Genomic DNA, 20160 nt, shown 5'->3' on the forward strand with positions numbered 1-20160 from the left:
GTTTGATCGGCCCCTCCAGGCAGATTGCAGTCCTAAGCTGTAAACCTGTGACCGCTGCCGCCGATACCAGGTGTTGACCTACTATTTGCTCAGAGGTTCGCTGCGCGCCTCCAACCGAAAACTTGCTGAATCGCAGTGCGCCAGACAAGCTGAACGGCAACTCTTGTAAGCTTGGAGCTGCCGACCCAAAGCGGAACTAATCTCCTAGTACTCCAAATATTTGCGAGAGTCCCCGCGAACTTTCTCGGCGGGGTACTTTGTTTGGTTATGTGCAAGCTTTTTTGAGGCAGCATCCAACAAATCAATGTTAAGCTTGTCCGCAAGACGTACGAGATAAATCAGCACGTCAGCCAATTCATTTCGAATTGCTTCCTGCTTACGGGTATCTAACTCGCGTAGCTCACCCGTTTTTAGCCATTGGAATGGCTCTAGTAGCTCCGCAGCTTCAACACTCAAGGCTGAAGCTAGGTTTTTTGGGGTGTGAAACTGGTCCCAATCACGTTCAGCAGCAAAGACCCGGAGTTCATCGCGTAGTTCAACCAAATTTATTGCTGATGATTTAGCCACGATAGTGTTCTTTCTTGAATTGGTTGATGTCGTCGACAAATCCTGAGCGATGAATCATACGGTGACAGTTTGCGCAAAGCACCGCAAAATCCATTGCAGGGTCCATGGCAACCTTCTTTCCTTTGAGCGAGGCCAGCGGCTTGAGGTGATGGGCTTCAATGTATTCCTTGCCAATCACCCCATAAAGAGCTTCAAAATTTGTATTGCATACTTGGCAGCAATAGCCATGATGCTTTTTTACAGCCTTTGCCAGGCCGGCGTTACGTTCAATACGTTTGTGCATGCGGAAACGAGTGGCATCCTCATATGCCATTTCTGGGGGCTCGTCACCCTCAATGGTTGTATTGCTCACTTCACTATTGGTTTCGCCTTTAAAAAGTACATCATATAGCTGGACCATATTGGTCAGGTCCCGACTCAGTTGCACCTCGTTCGGAAGGTTCCCCAGGGCGTAGAACTTGGCGCATATGTTTCCGGCTTCGTAAAATGCGGTGTCGTTAGTTGGGTCCGATGGGCGCAAATCAATGCTTATCTCTGGATAACCAGAAATCTCTTTTCCAAGCATGGCACGGTAGTTAGCTGCACGCGATTTCAACGCAGTCTTGGCGTCCGACTTGTATAGCTTTTTGGCCTCCGTCATCCCCTGATTGAGGCTAAGGTAGAGCCCTGTCATATCCTCGCGAAATAAATAGACTGGGTAATAACCACTTTGGGCACTAGCCGTTACGAGTTTGTCAAAAACAGCAACCCAAGGACCGCGCGCCCAGTTACCTTGGCCAGCACTACCCTTGAAAAGCAAACGCTCGTCTTTTCCGGCTGCGATGGCAACAGCATCGCGCAACCCGCCTCGGATGAAATTGGCTAATGTATGCTGCGTAAAGACTTCTTGGCTTGCTATGGGATACTCTGTTAGCACTCGTTCAAATCCATCGCGTAATCCCATAGACGTATCCTTCATCAGCGGACCCAACCCCAATAAATGCAGACAGCATACCCGTTGTACATGAGGCAGACGGATTTGGAGAAGATCAATTAGCCAATCCTGGACGGTAGCTCCAGTTCGTGGACCTCGCTGACAACTGACTTTTCCCCTTGGGCTTGTGTCTCGGGGGGGCCGCTCCCCAGTACATCGGTGCATTTGCGCTGCGGGCCAAGAGCCTCCACTAGTGGCACATGTAAGCGGATGTTCAGCGCCGGCGTTAGGCGGGCGACAGCGATAGCTCCAAGCCCGAGCGGGTAAAAATGTGCTGTGTACAAGCATAGCGGGCCCGATGATCTGCCATTGGCGCACCGCTTAGCGAGAGGTTAGACCGTACTGCGTGCCGCTCGCGGATGCACCACACGGAATCGCTCGCATGCGAGCAGCATTTCGTGGCTGAAAGAGCGGCCTGATCTTTCGCATTCTCTTGTGAAGTATTCGAAATGCGCTTTGCGCCAGTAGTCGAGAGAGCCATCACCTTCTCCCTCGGTTGCTGCAAACTCCTCCGAAACGGCATGAAACGGAACAATATCAACTTGAACTGTTTCGATAATGCACAGGGGGGTGTCATTGGAGTCGGTTACCACGCTCAAGTCACCGGGCTTGGGTATACCTTTGCCGCTCGACTCGTACGACCAGACGGATCCGGCAGTTGCGCGCTTGATGCCAGCCAGCACCAGCTTTCCGAGTTCATCAGCCATAGACGGTGAGTCCCCGAAGCCGAATGCTTCGTAGAATCTTCCGTCTTCGATTCCGCCTTCCTCCAGACAGAATGCGGACCACATAGTCAGAACGTGAGATGGGATGGTCATGGTGCTATCTGTTGTGCAGCCCGGCGTAACTCAGACCTCAATGAAAGACTATCAGCAGTTTTTGGTGGTGCGCCGCATGGTTTGGCAGTTTACCCTGCCGATTGCGATCGCTGGCGTAGAAACCGCACGCGCAGAAGATAGCCTGGCGCTCACAATGCGTCGACTTTGGGGTCGATTCAATTCAATCCGGCCTTGTCCAGCCCGAACATCCGATCTTTCGAGCCTGGCGGGCTGCGGAAGGCAACGTTGAGGCGGTTCCAGCCGTTGATGGCAACAACACGGAAGGTGAGCTCGGAGAGTTCGATTTCATTGAAGTGCTCACGGGCGGCGGCATAGAGTTCGTCCGAGACACCTTCGCCTTCAATCTTCGTCAGCGCTTCGGTCCAGGCCAAGGCCATGCGCTCCTTCGGTGTGAACAGATGGGACTCACGCCAGATGACAAGGTGGTGCAGGCGCAGTTCACGTTCGCCATGGAGCTTGGCCTGTTTGACGTGCATGTCCAGGCAGAAAGCGCAACCGTTCAGTTGTGAAGCACGGATATCAACGAGCAGGGCGAGGCTTTCGTCCAGTTTGCCGGCCATGCCGAACGCAACGTACTTCTTGAACAGGTCGGGCGAAATTTGCATGTAGTCGAGGCGCGGCGAATTTGCAGTCATGGTCATTTCCTTAAGGTGGGTTTGCGTATGGGGCTTGTAGAAAGCGCAATACATGAACAAGACGACATAGCCGGGTGCTTTGTGACATGCGCACCGAATTTCTCTATTCCTTCGCCGCCAGCATCTGCATGATGCCTGCCAGTTTTTCCGGGTTGCGCTGTATGTAAATTGCGCCGATGCCACCTCCGGCATCGGTGGCTGGGGCCAGGGCGATGGTCTGCACCAGTTCGCCGTGGTTGCAATCGTCGATGATCAGGCAGCCAGGCAGGCCATTGACGACGGTTGGCACAATGCGCCAGCCACGGTTGTCGTCCAGCCGTGCCCAGCCAATCAGGGCTTTGGCAATGCCGACATTGCCTCGCAGCGGCTTTGTGATTGCGCTGACCTTGCCGCCTCCATCGGCGAGCATCACCGCATCCTCGGCCAGTACCTGTGCCAAAGCACTGATGTCCTGGGTGCGTATGGCCTCTGCGAAGGCCTCAGAGAGGCGTTGGCGCTCTTCCTCGGCGACTTCGCGGCGTGCATAGTCAGCCTTGACATTGCGGCGTGCTCGGCTGGCCAACTGGCGGCAGGTGTCGGTATTGCGGCCCAGATGGCGAGCGATCTCGTCGTACTCCAGATCGAACACGTCGTGCAACAGGAAGGCAGCACGTTCCAGCGGTGACAGACGTTCCAATGCCAGCATGAATGCCACCGATACGTCCTGAGCAAACTCTGCCTGTCGTTCAGGATTGGGTGCCCAGCCAAACAGAATCTCGTCTTCCAGCAAAGGCTCGGGCAGCCAAATACCCACATACTGCTCGCGTCGTGCGGCGGCAGATCCCAGCTTGTCAAGACACAGATGGGTGGCGAGGCGTGACAGATAGGCTCCCGGATTGTCGATGGTGCTTTCATCCACCTCGACCCAGCGCAACCAGGTGTCCTGCACGATGTCCTCCGCTTCGGCGCGCGAACCGAGCATGCGATAGGCCAGGGCCCGCAGCCTGCGTGCGTGCTCGGTGTCATAACGGCGAGCGCGTTCGTCGGGTGAGAATAGGTTTTTCTGGATCATGAATGCAGTCTCGTGCCTGCCCCCAAGCGAGGCATGCCAGTATGACGAAATAGCCGTCAAGGATGTGACATGAATGACCAGGCACCTTTGAAGCCCGACGCGCTGCAAAGTGCAGGGGAAGACCGTTGAACGCGCCTATACCTCTGGCACTTGCGTCAGGTTTGATTTGCCAGGTTGAAAGGCTGTATGGGCCTTGCATGGCGGATGTCTATTGGCAGGTCAGGGACGGCTGCAAGCAATCAGTCCAGCTTGTCTCACCCCTTCGCCCGCGTAGCAAACGCCACCACAAACGTCACCACCAGCGTAGGAATCGCGGAACCAGCGACCGGCGCCCAGGCTGCCAGTGCGTGGTAGAGGGCAATACCGCACAGCCAGATGCATACCGGCAGCCAGTGGATCGGTGCCTGCACGGCAGTGCGCTGGTAGCCGCCAAACGACAGGCGGCCCAGAATCACGCCGAAGAGGGGCACAAATACCGAGCTGAGCAGCAGCAGGAAGGGCTCCAGGCTGTGCATGGGCAGCACCAGGGCGAGCAGGGTGCAGGCAGCGGCCACCACCAAGCCCCAGGCGCGCACGCTCCAGGCGGGCAGCACGCTGTGGGCCGATACGGCGCCGGAGTAGGCGTCGCCATAGGCGTTGTCCACCTCGTCCAGCAGCACCAGCGACAGGGCGATCAGGCCGCCCTGGGCCAGCAGCAGGGCGGCGACGAGGTCCTTGCTGGGCAGCACCAGGGCCACGAGCACGCCCAGGGCGTAGCACCATACGTTAGCAATGCCAAAACCGAGCCAGGTGCCGGCCATGGCCGAGCGGCCGTTTTTGCCGTAGCGCGAGTAATCAGCCACCAGTGGCAGCCACGAGATGGGCATGGCCACCACCAGGTCCAGTGCGGGCATCACGCCCATGCCGCCTGCGCCGGGGCGGCTCCACAGTGCAGAAAAGCCCTGTGCGCTCGCCATATGGGTGAACTGCCAGGTCAGCCACAGCAGCGACAGCACCACCAGCGGCAGCGCAATGCGTGAGATGAGCCGGCGCACCAGGTGCACCATCGAGCCCAGCATCAGCGCCATCAGCAGGCCGCCCCACAGCAGGGTGGCGGCCCAGGGCCAGTAATCGGCCTGCATGCTGTCCGCCTGGCGGCCGATGGCGACGGTGGAGTCGCGCATCACCACCAGTTCGAAAGCGCCCCAGCCCAGCAGTTGAACGATGTTGAGCAGCACCGGCAGCTTGGCAAAGTGGCGGCCATACACATGGTGGATGAGGCCTGCGCTCGACAGCCCGGTGTCGCACCCCAGCTTGCCCACCCAGGCAAGCAGGCCCGCGCCGACAATGGAGCCTCCCACAATGGCCAGCATGGCCTGCTGGGGCGACAGGGCGGGCATCAGGTAGGCACCCACCTGCATGACCAGAAGGCCAACGCCCAGGCTGAACCACAGTGAGGCCAGATGCATGCCGCTGAACACGCGCTCGCCAGCCTGAACCGGCGTGAGCGCTGCATTGGAGGGGGAGGAGGTGTTGCTGCTCATGGTTGTTGTGTCTTGTCTTGCTTCGCCCGAGGTTCGAGTCTGGCCCTGCCTGGGTGCGACGGAGGCGCTATTGTGCCTTGCCGCCAATCCCCTGCTGCAGCAGCGCCATACCGGCGCAGCGCGCTCCGAGGGATGACAACACAGGCCTACAATCGCCAGCGTCATGACGCGTGCAATGAATGAATCTGTAACCCCTTCGCCCGAAGATGCAGCCCTTGGCCCTCCGCACACCTGGATGCGCGATGGCGTGAGCCCTAGCTGCGTGGTGCTGCCTTCGCAGGGCGACGGCTGGCTGCTGGATTACCTTGCCGAGCGGCTGCCGCTGGTGGCGCGGCAGGAGTGGCAGGCGCGCATGCAGGCGGGCGACGTTGTGGATGCCCAAGGCCAACCCTTGCGTGCCGACCAGCGTTTTGTGCCGGGTCAGCGGGTGTACTACTGGCGCGCCTGGGCGCAGGAGACCCCGATTCCCTTTGAAGCGGCGATTCTGTACGAGGACGAGCGCATTCTGCTGGTGGACAAGCCGCACTTTCTGCCTGTGCTGCCCACTGGCAAGTATGTGCAGAACTCGCTTTTGGTGCGGCTGAAGCGGGCCACCGGCAATGCCGGGCTGTCGCCGCTGCACCGTATCGACCGCGACACCGCAGGGCTGGTGCTGCTGTCCAAGGATGCAGCCACGCGCGGCGCCTACCAGGCGCTGTTCCGCGACCGGGCCATGCACAAGAGCTACGAGGCGGTGGCTCCGGTGCGTGCCGATCTGGCTTTTCCGCGCGAACACCACAGCCGCATGGAAGAGAGCCAGCGCTTTTTTCTGATGCACGAGGTGCCGGGCACGCCCAACAGCCACACCCGGATGGCCATCATCGAATCGAACGGCGCCTGGGCGCGCTATGCGCTGGAGCCCATCAGCGGCAAGCGGCACCAGTTGCGGGTACACATGGCGGCACTGGGCATTCCCATCCGCAACGATGCGTTCTACCCCGAGGTGAACGACCCGCCCGAAGGTGACTTTTCAAGCCCGCTGCAGCTGCTGGCCAAGGAGCTGGCCTTTACCGATCCGGTGAGCGGGCAGGTGCACCGCTTTCGCAGCCGTCTGCAACTGCTTGAAATTCCAAAATGATAGCATTGGGCGCTTTATGGATAAGCGCAAGAGGTAAAAAAGGCTGAAAATCAGGCGGTAAAGCTGCCCATGGTTTCGCCCAGTTGCACGGGCTTGGTCGCAGCCCAGTCGGCGGCAAAGCCGGTTTTGCCGGGTGGCAGCAGCAGCACGACCGTGGAGCCCAGCAGGAAGCGGCCCATTTCATCGCCTTGCTCCAGCACGATGGGCTGGGTCTGGTAATCCCAGCTGCGTACCTTGCTAGAGCGCGGCGGGTTCACCTGGCCGTGCCAGGTCGTGTACATGCTGCCCACGATGGTGGCACCCACCAGCACCATCACCACGGGGCCGATGCGCGTCTCGAACACGCAGACCACGCGCTCGTTGCGCGCAAAGAGGCCCGGCACGCCGCGTGCGGTGAGGGGGTTCACCGAAAACAGATCGCCCGGCACATAGATCATCTTCTGCAGCTTGCCGCGCAGCGGCATGTGAATGCGGTGGTAATCGCGCGGGCTCAGGTAGATGGTGGCGAACTGGCCGTTGTTGAACTGCGCGGCCAGCTCGGCATCGCCGCCCACCAGGGCCGTGGTGCTGTAGTGGTGGCCCTTGGCCTGAAAGATCTGGTCGTGCTCGATGGCGCCGCACTGGCTGATGGCGCCGTCCACCGGGCAGACGAGGTCAGCCTGGGCAAGCGGGCGGGCGCCGGCGCGCAACTCACGGGTGAAGAAGGCATTGAAGCTGTCGTACCGGGCAATGTCCGGCTCGGCGGCTTCTTCCATGTTGACCCGGTACTTCTGGACGAACCAGCCGATGAAGGATGTGGTGGCTCCGCCCAGGCGGGCCGATGCCAGCTTGCCAGCCAGAGCGGTCATCCACTTTTTAGGCAGCAAGTATTGGGGCAGAACAGCAAATCGGTCACGCATAGAGGGTTTCACAGTAAACCGCCGATTCTAGCGAGACTGTGTCATCTGTTTGACAAGTTGACGCCGGGTAAGCCCGTAGATGGCAACAAATATGCGGTGCCGGAGCCATTTTGGGCTACCGTGGCGCGTGGATGGGCGGTCGGGCATTCCAGCCGGGCAGACACGTCGCGCCGCCCTTGTCTATGATGCAGGTCAATATTGCGCAGTTTCTCCCTGATCCATGCCTGACGACAGCAAACGCACTCCTGAACCTCCCGTCCGCGCCGAACGCCTGCGCCAGTGGCTGCGCAATTTCTGGCCGTCTTCTTCGCATGTGAACGGCAAGGAGTTGCTGCGCATGGTGGTGGGCGTGGGGCTGACCCTGCTGCTCACCGGCCTTGTGAGCCGCTGGTGGGGGCAGAGCCACCACGCGCCCTGGCTGTTTGCGGCCATGGGGGCGAGCGCCTTGCTGCTGGTGTGCACGCCATCCAGCCCCATGGCCCAGCCCTGGCCGGTGATCGGGGGCAGTGTGCTTTCGGGCCTGGCGGGTTTGGGGGCGGCCCTGGTGATCGACGACCCGTCGGCCGCCGCTGCCGTGTCGGCCGGTCTGGCGGTGATGGTGATGGTGGTCATGCGCTGCCTGCACCCGCCGGGCGCCGCACTGGCCATGTGGATTGCGCTGGAGCATGGCACCGATGTATCGGTGCTGGCCTATCCGGTGGCCACCAATCTGGTGCTGCTGGTGGTGCTGGCTACCCTGTACAGCCGCGCCACCGGCAAGCGCTACCCGGCGCCGCAGCACAGCCAGAAACCCGCAGCCGCAGGCGATGCGCGCAATATGCGCATCGAAGGGGTGGATCTGGATGCGGCGCTCGATCATTTCAACGGCGTGCTCGATGTGAGCCGCGCCGATCTGGAAGCCCTGGTGCACATGGCGAGCCAGGCCGCTTTCAAGCGCACGCTGGGCGACCTGCGCTGCGAAGACATCATGGTGCACCCCGTGTTCGTGACCACGGCCGATGCGCCGGTGCAGCAGGCCTGGGAGCGCATGCAGCAGCATGGCGTGAAGGCGCTGCCGGTGGTGGACGAGAAAATGCAGGTCAAGGGCATCATCACCTCGACCGACCTGCTCAACCAGGCGCTGTCGCAGGCGCCTGCCGGTTTGGGCGACCGTCTCAAGTCGCTCGTGCTGCGCAAGAAGAAGGCGGCCGTGGTGGTGGGTGAGCTGATGACCGAGGAGGTTGCCACGGTGCAGGGCTATGACCGCGTGGTGGATCTGATCGCGGTGTTCAGCCGGGGCCATCTGCGGCACTTGCCCGTCATCAATGCGCAGGGCAGGCTGGTGGGCATGGTCACGCAGACCGATCTCATCCGGGTGATGGCCAAATCCCTGGCCTCGGCGCACACGACCCAGGTGCTGCAAAAAGCATAGCTGCAGGCGCTTTCCCTGTCTGAACCTTTGGCATGTGGCGCATGGAAGGCCAGGAGGGATGCGCGCGGACCGCTCTCTTTTCGATAGGGGCTCATATTCGCGTGTCCAGGGCATGCGGTTACACTGCGCACCGCTAAGAACCGCCAATACAACCCTTGATACGTCGTTGCTTCGCCGGGGGCGCCCAGCCTGGTCGTACGTCTGTACTGCCTGCGGCTTCGCCTAACGCGGCCCGGCGCCTCGTCTCAACCGCAAATCTGCGATTTACTGAGTTGTGTTAGCGGCTCTAAAAACAACAACAGGCTGCCGCATCGTGCAGGTATGGATGTCACAAGAACCAATAACAGGAAAATCGACCGGCCAGCGTCTTCGGGTCTGGGTAAGCGCCTTGCTGCTGACGGGCATCATGCTGTATGGCCTGGGGTACCTGCACGTCAATGACGCTGAGAGCGCCATGCGCCGCCTGCTGCTGGCGGCGTTGACCTGCGGCTTCTACCTGTACAGCGCCCGCAGGGGTTGGGCCACGAAGTGGGCGTGCGGTATCAGCCTGCTGTTTTCCCTGTATGTGATGCTGGGCATTGGCCGTGGCTATGGCTATCCGACGACCGTGCTTGCGGCCTCGGCCCTGGAGACGGACGTGCAGGAGAGCTGGGAATTTCTGCTCAACCTCGATGTCACCGATATCGCCCTGGGCCTGGTGGCAGCAGCGCTGGCCATTTTCTACGGCAGGCAGCGCACGCAGGCGCCCCGGCGTTTCTCGGTCGTGCTCTGGGTGGTGCTGGCCATCCTGAATGTTTTCGGGCTGTTTGCCGTTCAGGCCATCAAGTCGGTCGTCAAATACCGCTCCGAGCACGCCGTGCTGGAGGCCAAGCCCGGTGCGGTGGATTGGCAGATCGAGCGCGTCGAGCGCAACCGCAACCTGAAGGTGCTGGTGATCGGCGAGAGCGTGAATCGGCGCTACATGTCCGTCATGGGCAGCCCCTGGAAGACCACGCCGTTTCTCGATGCATCGCCGCAGGTCGCCGCCTATGCGCAGTACCACGCACCTGCGCCCAATACGGTCACGAGCCTGGTGCGCACCCTGTCGTATTCGACCATGGCTGACGGCAGCTTTGACCCCGACCGCAACGTGATGGCCCTGGCCCATGCCGCAGGCTATACCGCGCACTGGATATCCAACCAGGGCAGCGTGGGAAAGCACGATACCAAGATTGCCTGGATCGCCCGGCAGGCCGACTCCTACCGCTTTCTCGACCAGCCGCCCGCCGTTGCGCCGTACCGCGATGATTTCGCCATGCTCAACGTGCTGCGCAGCCAGCTGGAGACGCCGGGCACCATTGCACCGGATGCCGTGATCGTGCTGCACATGATGGGCTCGCACCCCGACGCCTGCGAGCGCGTCACCGACATGCCCATCGCCTTTCAAAGCGGGCAGGGTCACCACATCGACTGCTACCTGACCAGCCTGCGCAAGCTCGATCTTTTTCTGCAGAAGCTCGACGAGCTGCTGCAGACCTGGCGGCCCGACCAGCACGAAATTCTGTTTGTTTCCGACCATTCACTGCGCGTCGAGCCCGCAAGCGACTGGGAGCGCTGGAAGGAGCAGCTGCACATGCCCAACAAGAACATCTACGTGGAGCCCAATATCCAGGAGGCCTACGATACCGCGCTGCTGCATATCGACACCGGCCGCAAGGAGCCCATGCGCAACACCACGCCGATCAGCGGCTATGACTTCTTCCACCTGTACGCCAACTGGCTGGGCGTGAAGAGCCCCATGGTGCAGCCAGGCAAGAACCTGGCCGCGCCCACCAGCAGCGCGCCCATCCAGGTCTACAACTGGCAGCGCATGGTGCCCTGGAGCGAACTGCCGGATGCGCCGGTGTTCGCGCCGGCGCGGGCAGACGGAAAAGGCAGCGCCGTCAGCGCCGCAGCACCAGCCAGGTGAAGGCGCCCAGCGACAGCAGCGAATAGATGATGCCCGGGGCCGCCGCTGTCAGCATCGGCGGCCAGTTCTGCAGGTTACCGGCAAAGCCGAACACATTGTTCAAGAGGAAGAAGCTGATACCGGCCATCACCCCGCCAAACACGTAGCCGGTGATGCCGCCCGAGCGGAAGTGCAGGTAGGCAAAGGGCAGGGCGAGCACCACCATCACCAGGCAGCTGATGGGGTAGAACACCTTGCGCCACAGCTCAATCTCGTAGCGCTGCGCGCTCTGGCCGTTGGCCTCCAGGTGATTCACATAGCGAAACAGGTCATAGGTGCTCATCTGGTCGGGCTTGAGCACGGCAGCGGCCACCATGCTGCGGGTCACCGTCGTGGGCCAGTCCACATCCGGCAGGTTCTTCACTTCGACACGCGCCTTGTTGCCATCGCCCAGGAAATAGTGCTGCTCCTGCACCTGGCGCAGCTTCCAACTGCCATCGCCAAAGCTGCCGCCGCCAGCGGTGAGCTGCTTCTGGATGCGGCCCTGGCCGTCAAAGTTGAAGATGCGCACCTGCTGCAGCTCGCCTTCGGGGCTGATGGAACGCACATTGATGGCGGCCATGCCGTCGTCGCGCTTTTCGCGCAGCCAGGCGCCCGTCTGGCCGGTGCTCAGCTGTCCAAAGCGCTGCGCACGCAGCAACTGGCTGGCCTGCTCGCCAGCGGGCGCCACATAGTCGCCAATGGCAAAGGTCAGCACCACGAAGGCGATGCCGATGGTCATGAGGCTGCCCAGTGCCTGCCAGGGGCTCAGGCCGCTGGTGCGCAGAATGGTGAATTCGGAGGTCTGCGCCATGCGCGCCATCACGAAAATGGTGCCGATCAGCACCGTGATCGGCAGCAGCTCATAGACATGGGTGGGAATGTTCAGCGCCACGCTCAGCACGGCGTGCTTGAGCTGGTAGGTGCCGGTTCCGACCCAGCGGAACTCGTCGACCATGTCGAAAAAGAAGAACAGCGCCAGAAACGCCAGGGTGACAAAGCCTACGGTCGAGGCAATGTCGCGGTAGATCATCTTGCGGAAGGTTTTCATGCGCGGGCTCCCTTGCTGCGCAGCCATTGCAACGGCGAGCGCTGGTGGCTGCGGAAATAGAGCAGCACCCAGGCAAGCACCGCAGTGGCGCCATGCACCAGGGTGAACGATGCCCACAGGGGCACCTTGCCCGACGACACCCAGCTCTGGGAGAAGGTCATCAAGTTGTAGTAAACGACAAAGGCGAAGAGGGCGAAGAGCAGGCTGCTGCTGCGGCCCGCCCGGGGGTTGACGCTGGCAAGCCCCAGGCCCAGCACCACGAAGTTGAGCGCCGCAACGGCCAGGCCCAGGCGCCAGCCCAACTCGCCGCGCTGCCGCGGTTCTGCACTGGTGACGAGCTTCTGCGTAGGAATGTTCTTGACCGAGTAGGAGTCATTGAGGTCGACCGCACCTGCCTTGCCGATGCGCGTGCCGTACTCCTTGAAGTCGCTCACCTTCAGGCCCTGCTTGCTCTTGTCCTTTTCAACGCGCTGGCCGTCGTTCAGCACCGCAACGCGGGCATCGTCCTGCACCTCCAGGTGGGCGCTTCTGGCGCTGGTCACGGTGTCCTTCTTGGCCTCGTTGGTGACGATGAAGACGTTGCTGGCCTGCGTGTCCGATGCACGTTCACGGTCGATGAAGAAAACCCGCGTGCCGTCGGACGACTCCTGGAACTCGCCCGGCGCAATGCGCTCCACATCGCCGCGCTGTTCATACTGTGCACGCAGTTGCACGATCTGCTGATTGGCCCAGGGCCACACCACCAGCGCCAGCACCGCGATCACCACCATCACCGGCCAGGAAAAACGCATCAGCGGGCGCAGAAAGGCCATCAGGCTCTGGCCGCTGCTGAACCACACCGCCATCTCGCTGTCGCGGTACATGCGCGACAAGGTGGCCACCACGGCGATGAACAGGCAAAGGCTCAAAATCGTGGGCAATTGGCCGAGCACGGTATAACCCATGACCAGCATCACATCGGATGGATTGACGCTGCCGCGCGAGGCCTGGCCCAGCACCTTGATAAGCATCATGGTCATCACGACGGTGACCAGCACCACCAAGGTGGCACCAAAGCTGCGGGATAGCTCTTTACGGATCGAAGAATCGAATAACATTGGCGGCAAGGAAAGCACCGATTATGAACTTTGAACTCAAGACTCTGGATCTGGCCTCGGCCGCATTGCAGCCGGGCGATCTCCTGGTCGTACTGGTGGGCGACAACGCACCCAAGGCCAGTGACGCATTGTCCACCCTGATTGCGCATGCGCAGAAAAATGGTGATTTTGAGGCAAAAGCCGGCAAGTCGCTGGCCATGTACGCGGTGCCCGCCATCCAGGCTCGGCATTTGCTGCTTTTGGGCGTGGGCGACGGCTCGGCCAAGGCGGTGCGCCAGGCGCTTGCCGCTGCGGCAGGCGGCTTCACCCGCGAGGGCACCAAGCAGGCCGTGATCGTCAGCGCCAGCCCGCTGGCAGAAGATGCCCTGTACGCTGCCGTGCAGTGTGCGGCGGAGCTGGCCTACCAGTACGGCACCTCCAAGCCCTCGGCCAAGGCGGTGGCCCTGCAGGGCGTCACCATCGGCGCCCCCAACGCGCAAGAACTCGGCGCTGCCTTTGGCGTGGCTCAGGCTACTGCCACTGGCGTGGCTTTTGCCCGCGAATGGGCCAACCGCCCCGCCAACTACGCTACGCCCAAAATGCTGGCCGATGCCGCTGAAACCCTGGCGGGCGAGCACAAGCGCATCAAGTGCAAGATTCACAAGCCCGAAGACGTGGCCAAGCTCGGCATGGGCGCCTTCATGGCGGTGGCACAGGGCTCCAAGGAGCCGCTGCGCTTCATCGAGCTGCACTACAGCGGTGCCGACAAAGGCGACAAGCCCGTGGTGCTGGTGGGCAAGGGCATCACGTTCGACACTGGCGGCATCTCGCTCAAGCCTGCGCCGGACATGGACGAGATGAAATACGACATGGGAGGCGCCGCCAGCGTGCTGGGTACCTTCCGTGCACTGGCAGAGCTCAAGCCTGCCGTCAACGTGGTGGGTTTGATTCCGGCCTGCGAAAACATGCCCGATGGCGGCGCGGTCAAGCCTGGCGACGTGGTCACCAGCATGAGCGGCCAGACCATTGAGATTCTGAACACCGATGCCGAAGGGCGTCTGGTGCTGTGCGACGCGCTGCATTACGCAGAGCGCTTCGATCCAGCGGCGGTGGTTGACATTGCCACCCTGACTGGTGCCTGCGTGATCGCGCTGGGCGCGCAACGCAGCGGCCTGTTCTCCAACAATGACGCGCTGGCCCAGGCCCTGCAAAATGCTGGCGACAAGGCGCAGGACTGGTGCTGGCGTATGCCGCTCGATGACGAGTATGCCGATGGCCTCAAGAGCAATTTTGCCGACGTGGCCAACGTGGGCGGCCGCCCGGCCGGTGCGGTGACGGCAGCCAAGTTCCTGCAGCGCTTTGTGGGCAACATGGCCTGGGCGCATCTGGATATTGCAGGCACCGCTTGGCGCAGCGGCGCCAAGAAGGGCGCGACCGGCCGTCCCGTGGGCTTGCTGCTGCAGTACCTGCTGTCGGCGCAGAAGGCAGATGCCTCCAAGCCTGGCAAGGCAGACAAGGACGCACGGCCCGGCAAAGCCAAGGCGGTGAAGGCCGACAAGCCCGGCAAGGCCGCCGTCAACCAGGACGGCAGCGACCGCCCTGCAGGCAACTGACCGGATCGGCCCGCACCATGGCAGACAAGACCGCCGTCGCCTTTCACTTCAACGCACCAAGCAAGCTGACCTATGCCTGCAAGCTGGTGCGCAAGCTCCAGCGCATGGACATGCCGCTGGTGGTGCTGGCCGCGCCCGATGTGGTGGCCGAACTGGATCTGGCGCTGTGGTCGTTTGGCGGCGAGCCCCAGTTTCTGGCCCATTGCCGGGCTGATGCGGCAGCCGCTGTGCTGCAGCGCTCGCCGACGGTGCTGGCCAGCCAGGTGGATGCTGGCCTGCCGCACAAGCGCGTGCTGCTGAACCTGTCCGATCGCATGCCAGACGATTTTGCGCAGTTCGAGCGCGTGATCGAGGTGGTGAGCGCCGATGATGACAACGACCGGCAGCTGGCTCGCCAGCGCTGGCGTGACTACACCGCCCAGGGCTATGCCATTGAGCGGCGCGATCTGGTGATGAAGACCGATGACTGAGCACCCCATGGAGCCACGCACCCCGCCCAAATTCGTGCCCACGCTGACCGAAGTGGCTGCGCAGGAAGCCGCTTCGGAGGATTTTTCGGCGTCCGTGCCCGCTGAAGAAGCGCAGGATGCTTCAAAAAATGAAGCATCTTCTGCCGCAGTGCTGCGCAGGCGCCGGGAGGTGGATGCGTTAGACGCTGAAACCCCGCCCCTGAGCGACATCGACATCGCCAGCCTGCCCACGCACAGTGGCTGGGCGCAGCCGGTAGATGCTGCAGATACCGCTGCCGATGACGCAGATCCCGACAGATTCGTAGTCGATACGGCGCAGGCCGATGGCGCAGTTGCGCCAAACGCCGAGCCTGTACAGGGGTTTGTCCAAGGGACTGGGCCCGATGGTCGGCACCCTGAGGCGGGCGCCGACGCCATTGCAGGTGCCGCCGCAGGCGCTTTGGGCGAAGGTGCTGCTCCGGAGGCTGCCACCCATGTGGAAGGCGCCACCGGCAGCCCTACAGGCAATGCCGCCATGGAAGCGGCCACCGCCAGCCTCGTAGCCAGTGCCGCGCAAACGGCACAGGAGCTGGAGGACGCCATCACCCGTCGCGTGCTGCGCCGCGTGCAGGATACGCTCGATGACCGGCTCACGGCGGCCGTGCTCAAGGTGGTGAACCAGCAGACGGCCTTGCTGCAATCATCGCTGCAACTCGAAATCGACACCACCATCCGCGAGGCGGTGGCAGACGCCGTGCGCCAGGCCATGGGCGCGCCAAAAGACCTTCCGAAATAACCAACGGTTGTAACGAACTAAAATTTCATTCGTTGGTAACAGCTGTCGCATCGCGTACAGTACATCTATTCACGCTTCTCGAAGCGCCCTGCGAACAAGGGCGCTTTCTTTATTCCAATGATTGAACTTCGGGGTATCACCCAAACGTACCCGGGCAAGAATGGCCCGGTGCAGGCGCTGCGTGGCGTTGACCTGCGCATTGCCGCCGGCGAGGTGTTTGGCATCATCGGGCGCAGCGGCGCGGGCAAAAGCTCGCTCGTGCGCAACATCAACCTGCTCAACCGGCCCACCTCGGGCCAGGTGTTCGTCAACGGCCATGAGCTGACGGCCATGAACGACGGCGAGTTGCGCCAGGCGCGGCGCGAGATCGGCATGGTGTTCCAGCACTTCAATCTGCTCTCGTCCCGCACGGTGTTCGACAACGCAGCGCTGCCGCTGGAGCTGGCCGGTGTGGACAAGGCAGCCATCAAAAAGCGGGTGGACCCGCTGCTTGATCTGGTGGGCCTGTCGGCCTTCAGCGACCGCTATCCAGCCCAACTGTCGGGCGGCCAGAAGCAGCGCGTGGGCATTGCCCGGGCGCTTGCGAGCGAGCCCAAGGTGCTGCTGAGCGATGAGGCCACCTCGGCGCTCGATCCGGAAACCACCCGCTCGGTGCTGGCCCTGCTCAAGCAGATCAACAAAGATATGGGCCTCACGGTGGTGCTGATTACGCACCAGATGCAGGTGGTCAAGCAGATTGCCGACCGTGTGGCGGTGATGGAAGCCGGGAAGGTGGTGGAAGAGGGCTCGGTGATCGATGTCTTCACCCGCCCGCAGCAACCCATCACCAAGAGCCTGATCGACGAAATCGTGCCGCAGGACCTGCCAGTCAGCGTGATCGAGCGCGTGCGCACGCTCAACGATGCGCTGACGGCTGGCCACGGCAAGCTGCTGCGCCTGTCCTATGCGGGCAACCAGGCCTACCAGCCCATCCTCTCGCGCCTGATCCGTGACTTTGGCCTGGATGTCAGCATCCTCAACGGCCAGGTCGACGAGATCCAGGACCAGACCTTCGGCTTTCTGGCCGTGTATGCCAGCGGCCCGCTGCAGCAGCTGGATGCGGCAATTGCTGCGCTGCGCGCCTCCGGTGTGCAGGTGCAGGAAGTGGATACTGCGGCCCGCGCCGCCTGATCACCCCCCAAGAGGTAGACCATGTTTGAGAATTTTTCGGAAATGATGCTGGAGCTGTTTGCCACCTCGCTGTGGGAAACCATCATCATGGTGGGCATCTCCGGCGTCGCCGGGGCCCTGATCGGCATTCCGCTGGGCGTGTTCCTGCGCCTCACCGACCAGGGCGGCATCCTCGAAAACGGAGCTGCCAACAAGATCGTCGGCTGGATCGTGAACGCCGTGCGCTCCACGCCCTTCATCATCCTGCTGGTGGCGATCATCCCGTTCACGCGGCTGATCACCGGCTCGTCCATCGGCACGGCAGCTGCCATTGTGCCGCTGACGCTGGCCGCCGCGCCCTTCATCGCCCGCCTGGTGGAGACCTCGCTGCGCGAAGTGGACAACGGCCTCATCGAGGCGGCGCAGGCCATGGGTGCCACCTCGTGGCAGATCGTCTGGAAGGTGCTGCTGCCCGAGGCGCTGCCCGGCATCGTCGCGGGCCTGACCATCAGCTTCGTCTCGCTGACCGGCTATTCGGCCATGGCAGGCGCCATTGGCGGCGGGGGCCTGGGCGACCTGGGCATCCGCTACGGCTACCAGCGCTTTCTGCCAGACATCATGCTGGCGGTGGTCGTGATCCTGATCATCTTTGTGCAGCTGGTGCAAAGCCTGGGTGACTGGGCCGTTCGGCGCCTGAGCCACAAGTAAGAACCTATTCAAAGTCTCCTCGCGCCGCAAGACGCCAAAGCCCATGAAGCATCGCCTTCATGGGCTTTTTGCTTTGGTATTGCAATCAGAAAATCCACAATCCAATGCTGGTAAGCGCAAGTAGCTATGGTTTTTATAGTTTGGCCGGATGCGCACGTTCTCCATGTCGCGCAAGAGGCCAACTTCACAGCACCGCTGCCTACAATGCCTGCAACCACCAAAAAAACCAGGAGACTCGCATGAACGCCCCTTTGCCACCCGCCCATGGCTTGCCGCTGCAGCGCCTTGACGCGGATCAATGGCAGCGCGCCAAGCCGCTGCTCGACGACAGCTGGATTGAACAGGAGCCCCGCCTTGCCGCCGCATTGCCGGTGGTGCTGGCCCGCGATGTGGGGTTGGATTGGCACAAGGCGGGCACGTTCCGCCACCACCTGCTGGGCGTCACCCGCACGCTGCAGCTGTGGCAGCAGGCCGAAGACGTCAAGCTCCTGGGCCTGCTGCACAGCGTGTACGGCAATGCCTTCGTCGACCTCGTCAAGTTCGATGCCAACAGTGAACGCAGCAAGCTCGCCGCCGTGGTGGGAGAGAAGGCCGAGCAGTTGGTGTTCGAGTTCTGCACGCTCTCGCGTGCGCAGTTCGTACAGAAGGTGCTGGCCGGCCAGATCGAGGCCGATGGCGCCGTGGTGCTGGACCACAAGGGTGCACCGCGCCGCGTCGAGCCCTATACGGTGGCGGCCTTCATCATCGTCAGCATGGCCGATACCATGGAGCAGTGGTTCAGCTGGCAGGACGACATTTTCTCCAGCTTCCCGAACGTGCCGCAGCGCAGCCAGAAGGCGCACTGGATGGCGTCGCTCTGGCCCGGCCCGATGCGCCCCAGCGGCCGCATGCTGTCGCAGATTGCCAGCCTGGGTCTGGCGCTGCAGCACCCCGGCCTCAAGGGCCTGCTGCCCGTGCCGCCGGTGTTCGCCCGCTGCACGCAGGGCCTGGCGCCGGCGGCCGATGCGGCCGCTGCATCGCTGTACTGGTCGGTCATCCAGCAGGACCAACCGCTCACGGATCTGGATGTGGCAACCGGTGTGCTGGAGCAGGCCGTGCAGCTCAACCCCTGGGTGGGCGAGCCGCAAATGGTGCTGGCCCAGCTGTACCTGAGCGCCGGGCGCAATGCAGACGCTCAGGCAGCAGCAGACAGCGCGCTGCAAGCCTTCAGCGAATGGGGCAATGCCTGGGACAAGCGCGTGCAATGGGATGCCTGGGTGGCGTGGACGCGCATCCTGCAGCAGCATGCGCAAAACGGCAACTGGCCCGAGAGGCTGGACAAGCTCAACAACGTGGCCCTGAAGCCCGAATAGGGCGGCAGCGATGGCTGAAACAGGGCGAAAACCGCTACCAGCGCAGGATTGATGAGCGCCAATGCATCAAATTTGATAGCATTCATTTCAGCAACACGGTTGTAAGCAAATATACAAACAATCTTTGCTGCGGTGCAAAAACGGGCTTACAGTTCGGTATCGAATTTGAAAGGTATCGCTCGTGCAAAAACGTACATTGCTGCAATCGGTTCTGGCTTTGGCGCTGGCCGTTGGTGTTTCTGGCGCCGCTGTCGCGCAGGACAAGGAAATCAAGATCGGCGTGACTGCCGGCCCGCACGCCCAGATCATGGAGCAGGTCAAGAAGATCGCCGAGAAGGACGGTCTCAAGATCAAGATCATCGAGTTCAGCGACTATGTGCAGCCCAACGCCGCGCTGCAATCGGGCGAACTCGATGCCAACAGCTACCAGCACAAGCCTTACCTGGACGCGCAGATCAAGGACCGTGGCTACAAGTTTGCCGTGGCCGCCGATACGGTGAATTTCCCGATCGGCATCTACTCCAAGAAGATCAAGAAGATCGACGAGTTGAAGGAAGGCGCGCGCTTCGGCATTCCGAACGACCCGACCAATGGTGGCCGCGTGCTGCTGCTGCTGCAGGCTAATGGCTTGATCAAGCTCAAGGACAATGCAGGCCTGAAGGCGACGCCGCTGGATGTGGTGGCCAACCCCAAGAAGCTGAAGTTCATTGAGCTGGATGCAGCCCAGCTGCCACGCTCGCTGGATGATCTGGACGCTGCGGCCGTCAACACTAACTTTGCCATTTCGGCGGGCCTCAACCCCAAGACCGATTCCATCGTGCTGGAAAGCGCCAAGAACCCGTACGTGAATATCCTGGTGGTACGTGAGGCCGACAAGAGCCAGCCCTGGGTGACCAAGCTGGTCAAGGCCTACCACAGCGAAGAAATCCGCAAGTTCCTGGATGTGCAGTTCAAGGGCTCGGTGATGGCCGGTTTCTGACCACAC

Annotated in this window: 20 protein-coding genes; 11 read left to right on the forward strand and 9 right to left on the reverse strand. The window is 61.8% G+C overall.

The features are described from left to right. Positions 1 to 204: 204 nt before the first annotated feature. The 3 genes from LAD35_RS09585 to LAD35_RS09595 all read right to left on the reverse strand — a co-directional run bounded on the left by LAD35_RS09585 (position 205) and on the right by LAD35_RS09595 (position 2358). Positions 205 to 567, reverse strand: a complete 363-nt coding sequence (locus tag LAD35_RS09585; RefSeq protein WP_224152444.1) for a nucleotide pyrophosphohydrolase — start codon at positions 565 to 567, stop codon at positions 205 to 207. Continuing rightward, positions 560 to 1510 carry an MrcB family domain-containing protein gene (locus LAD35_RS09590; RefSeq protein WP_224152445.1) on the reverse strand — a complete coding sequence of 317 codons (951 nt, stop codon included), beginning with the start codon at positions 1508 to 1510 and terminating at the stop codon, positions 560 to 562. The genes LAD35_RS09585 and LAD35_RS09590 overlap by 8 nt, the downstream gene beginning before the upstream one ends. A gap of 362 nt (positions 1511 to 1872) precedes the next feature. Then, positions 1873 to 2358 (reverse strand): ASCH domain-containing protein, encoded by a 486-nt coding sequence (locus LAD35_RS09595; RefSeq protein ID WP_224152446.1) that lies wholly within the window; start codon positions 2356 to 2358, stop codon positions 1873 to 1875. On the opposite strand from LAD35_RS09595, the gene LAD35_RS22380 reads away from it, so the two are divergent. Next, on the forward strand, positions 2357 to 2608 hold the full coding sequence (locus tag LAD35_RS22380) for a pantoate--beta-alanine ligase (protein WP_396022783.1): 252 nt from the start codon (positions 2357 to 2359) through the stop codon (positions 2606 to 2608). The two genes, LAD35_RS09595 and LAD35_RS22380, sit on opposite strands and share 2 nt — an antisense overlap. On the opposite strand, the gene LAD35_RS09605 is transcribed toward LAD35_RS22380, so the two are convergent. The 3 genes from LAD35_RS09605 to LAD35_RS09615 form a co-directional block, all read right to left on the reverse strand. After that, positions 2535 to 3020 (reverse strand): carboxymuconolactone decarboxylase family protein, encoded by a 486-nt coding sequence (locus tag LAD35_RS09605; RefSeq protein WP_224152447.1) that lies wholly within the window; start codon positions 3018 to 3020, stop codon positions 2535 to 2537. The genes LAD35_RS22380 and LAD35_RS09605 overlap by 74 nt on opposite strands. Positions 3021 to 3117: 97 nt before the next feature. Beyond that, positions 3118 to 4065 carry an RNA polymerase sigma factor SigJ gene (sigJ, locus tag LAD35_RS09610; protein WP_224152448.1) on the reverse strand — a complete coding sequence of 316 codons (948 nt, stop codon included), beginning with the start codon at positions 4063 to 4065 and terminating at the stop codon, positions 3118 to 3120. A 254-nt stretch (positions 4066 to 4319) separates the two neighbouring features. Then, a complete protein-coding gene (locus LAD35_RS09615; RefSeq protein ID WP_224152449.1) occupies positions 4320 to 5588 on the reverse strand; it encodes a purine-cytosine permease family protein in 1269 nt (422 codons plus the stop codon). Between the two features lie 175 nt (positions 5589 to 5763). Here LAD35_RS09615 and LAD35_RS09620 point away from each other — a divergent pair, with 175 nt between their 5' ends. After that, positions 5764 to 6705, forward strand: coding sequence for a pseudouridine synthase (locus LAD35_RS09620; RefSeq protein WP_224152450.1), 942 nt, complete (start codon positions 5764 to 5766; stop codon positions 6703 to 6705). 50 nt (positions 6706 to 6755) lie between these two features. On the opposite strand, the gene asd is transcribed toward LAD35_RS09620, so the two are convergent. Next, positions 6756 to 7604, reverse strand: coding sequence for an archaetidylserine decarboxylase (asd, locus tag LAD35_RS09625; protein WP_224152451.1), 849 nt, complete (start codon positions 7602 to 7604; stop codon positions 6756 to 6758). 220 nt (positions 7605 to 7824) lie between these two features. Here asd and LAD35_RS09630 point away from each other — a divergent pair, with 220 nt between their 5' ends. Then, positions 7825 to 9015 (forward strand): HPP family protein, encoded by a 1191-nt coding sequence (locus LAD35_RS09630; RefSeq protein WP_224152452.1) that lies wholly within the window; start codon positions 7825 to 7827, stop codon positions 9013 to 9015. Positions 9016 to 9340: 325 nt separating this feature from the next. Then, positions 9341 to 10963 (forward strand): phosphoethanolamine transferase, encoded by a 1623-nt coding sequence (locus LAD35_RS09635; RefSeq protein ID WP_224152453.1) that lies wholly within the window; start codon positions 9341 to 9343, stop codon positions 10961 to 10963. Here LAD35_RS09635 and lptG read toward each other — a convergent pair. Both lptG and lptF read right to left on the reverse strand, forming a co-directional pair. After that, the gene (gene lptG, locus LAD35_RS09640) at positions 10938 to 12032 is read right to left on the reverse strand and encodes an LPS export ABC transporter permease LptG (RefSeq protein ID WP_224152454.1); all 1095 of its coding nucleotides are present in this window, start codon (positions 12030 to 12032) and stop codon (positions 10938 to 10940) included. The genes LAD35_RS09635 and lptG overlap by 26 nt on opposite strands. Next, complete coding sequence (lptF, locus tag LAD35_RS09645; RefSeq protein WP_224152455.1) at positions 12029 to 13129, reverse strand: LPS export ABC transporter permease LptF; 1101 nt, start codon at positions 13127 to 13129, stop codon at positions 12029 to 12031. The genes lptG and lptF overlap by 4 nt, the downstream gene beginning before the upstream one ends. 23 nt (positions 13130 to 13152) lie before the next feature. On the opposite strand from lptF, the gene LAD35_RS09650 reads away from it, so the two are divergent. The 7 genes from LAD35_RS09650 to LAD35_RS09680 all read left to right on the forward strand — a co-directional run bounded on the left by LAD35_RS09650 (position 13153) and on the right by LAD35_RS09680 (position 20154). After that, the gene (locus tag LAD35_RS09650) at positions 13153 to 14721 is read left to right on the forward strand and encodes a leucyl aminopeptidase (RefSeq protein ID WP_224152456.1); all 1569 of its coding nucleotides are present in this window, start codon (positions 13153 to 13155) and stop codon (positions 14719 to 14721) included. A gap of 17 nt (positions 14722 to 14738) precedes the next feature. Continuing rightward, positions 14739 to 15191 (forward strand): DNA polymerase III subunit chi, encoded by a 453-nt coding sequence (locus LAD35_RS09655; RefSeq protein WP_224152457.1) that lies wholly within the window; start codon positions 14739 to 14741, stop codon positions 15189 to 15191. 7 nt (positions 15192 to 15198) lie between these two features. Further along, positions 15199 to 15966 carry a hypothetical protein gene (locus LAD35_RS09660; RefSeq protein WP_224152458.1) on the forward strand — a complete coding sequence of 256 codons (768 nt, stop codon included), beginning with the start codon at positions 15199 to 15201 and terminating at the stop codon, positions 15964 to 15966. 117 nt (positions 15967 to 16083) lie between these two features. After that, the gene (locus tag LAD35_RS09665) at positions 16084 to 17136 is read left to right on the forward strand and encodes a methionine ABC transporter ATP-binding protein (protein ID WP_224152459.1); all 1053 of its coding nucleotides are present in this window, start codon (positions 16084 to 16086) and stop codon (positions 17134 to 17136) included. Between the two features lie 21 nt (positions 17137 to 17157). Next, positions 17158 to 17823: a methionine ABC transporter permease gene (locus LAD35_RS09670; protein ID WP_224152460.1), complete on the forward strand. Its 666-nt coding sequence runs from the start codon at positions 17158 to 17160 to the stop codon at positions 17821 to 17823. 239 nt (positions 17824 to 18062) lie between these two features. After that, positions 18063 to 19175: a DUF6817 domain-containing protein gene (locus LAD35_RS09675; protein ID WP_224152461.1), complete on the forward strand. Its 1113-nt coding sequence runs from the start codon at positions 18063 to 18065 to the stop codon at positions 19173 to 19175. A gap of 181 nt (positions 19176 to 19356) precedes the next feature. Then, entirely contained in the window at positions 19357 to 20154 is a 798-nt protein-coding gene (locus LAD35_RS09680) for a MetQ/NlpA family ABC transporter substrate-binding protein (RefSeq protein ID WP_224152462.1), read from the forward strand. Positions 20155 to 20160: the final 6 nt, after the last annotated feature.

Origin of the sequence: Comamonas odontotermitis (assembly GCF_020080045.1) — a bacterium.
Classification (GTDB): Bacteria; Pseudomonadota; Gammaproteobacteria; order Burkholderiales; family Burkholderiaceae_C; genus Comamonas; species Comamonas odontotermitis.